The sequence below is a fragment of the Bartonella sp. AP58NXGY genome (assembly GCF_042195785.1).
Classification (GTDB): Bacteria; Pseudomonadota; Alphaproteobacteria; order Rhizobiales; family Rhizobiaceae; genus Bartonella.
The window spans coordinates 1-1,510 of record NZ_JBHIOY010000063.1 but is presented as its reverse complement, the minus strand read 5'-3'; the positions used below and the strand labels follow the sequence as shown (position 1 = coordinate 1,510).

The following is a 1,510-nucleotide window of genomic DNA, read 5'->3' as shown; positions in this document are numbered from 1 at the left end:
AAGGGGACGCCCTAAAATAGCAGGGCAGGTAAGAGAACCAAACGGACGTATATCACGTGCAAAAGCACCGCGTGAAGCCGTTGATAAATTGGCAATAGAAATGCGTGCAAAGCGTTTCGGTTTAACGCTACAAGAGGCAAAAAATCCACTTTCTGGTACCTATATCGGGCGGCTTTGTTTGCAAGGCGTGATTACTCAAGAGCAATATGATGCCGCGCAACAGTACTTACAGATAAGAAATAATTACCTTTGTGCAAAAGGCTTGCCTAATGCGATTTATGACGAAATGCCATCATCATCTGATGATAAGGCAAGAGACAAATGGGTATCGTTTGCAACAGAGCAGTTTATAAACACGCAAGAGGCACTAAAAGAAGCACAATGCCTTTATAGACAGTATAATCTTCACGCTGCGCTACAGTATCTCGTTATAGAAGATCAAATGCTACCACACCTTGTGAATTCACTGCGCGTTGCTCTTAATGCGCTTCATAAGTATTTAATCGCTAGTTTAAAAAATTTTTAAATATCGCTTCCATTTTTCAAAAGAGCCATATCTTACTGGGGGTCTTATATCTTCTTTGGGCATCATTTCTCTATATACACTTATAGCAATAGAGCACATATTCACTGTATTTTGTAAACGAACGCTTTCATGTCCTAGTATCATATGCTCTGTACGAATAGTTTGTTCTTTTCTGCTAATGCCATTTGGAGAATTCAAAAATTTTTCTGCGTATTCAAACATTGGATCATTAAAATGTGTTTCAAATTTTGCTTTAAATAAAATAGTTTCTATAGTATCCCAGTCATTAAAAATACTACCGTATTTCTTAAGTTTTGTTTGCAAGTCGTTAAATGTAACTGTGGGCATACTTTTATCACCTTGTAATAAATCAGCAAAACGACCACAAAAAACAAGCACTATGTGATAATGTTTTAAAATATTAAATTCCGGAGGATTGCTAGGTAGTGTTATTAAATGCTTCCAAAATGGACTTTTATCATTGGGGATGTCTACAGTACTTCCCATAAATGTTTTTAAATACTCCACCGATTCTTTTGCCTTTGCTAATTTTTGATGATATTCTGAGTTTTGATAATTTTCACTTACATATTTTTCGTAAAGTTTATCGTATTGTTCTAAACTATCTACACTAGTGTATCTTGATAACACTGATATCGAAAAGAAAGCTATAAATATTACTATGAGCGTTATGGATAGTGACTTCATTATTTAATCCTTAAATTATAATAATTAACACTACCTAACCGATTCCCTTTGAAATTATCAATATGTGTTATTTTTATGTTGACAAAGTGTAGCAAATCGTATTTAATGACCTTACTGTACTTAGGCGTATTGTGTCTGGAGAGGGAAATGTACAGTTCAAAATCCCCGCAAATGCGGGGTTTTTTATTATCTGGAGGGCGTATTTTATGACATCACAAAATACAGAACAGATTTCTCAAACAAAGAAAAAATATAAACCCCCTAAGGCAGGAATGG

Annotated in this window: 2 protein-coding genes; one reads left to right on the top strand and one right to left on the bottom strand. The window is 35.0% G+C overall.

Going from position 1 to position 1,510, the window contains the following annotated elements:
* A partial coding sequence (locus tag ACFINC_RS09380) for a hypothetical protein (RefSeq protein WP_375617039.1) occupies window positions 1-526 on the top strand: 526 nt, incomplete at its 5' end.
* Here ACFINC_RS09380 and ACFINC_RS09375 read toward each other — a convergent pair.
* Window positions 512-1,234: a hypothetical protein gene (locus ACFINC_RS09375; protein ID WP_375610990.1), complete on the bottom strand. Its 723-nt coding sequence runs from the start codon at window positions 1,232-1,234 to the stop codon at window positions 512-514. The two genes, ACFINC_RS09380 and ACFINC_RS09375, sit on opposite strands and share 15 nt — an antisense overlap.
* Window positions 1,235-1,510: the final 276 nt, after the last annotated feature.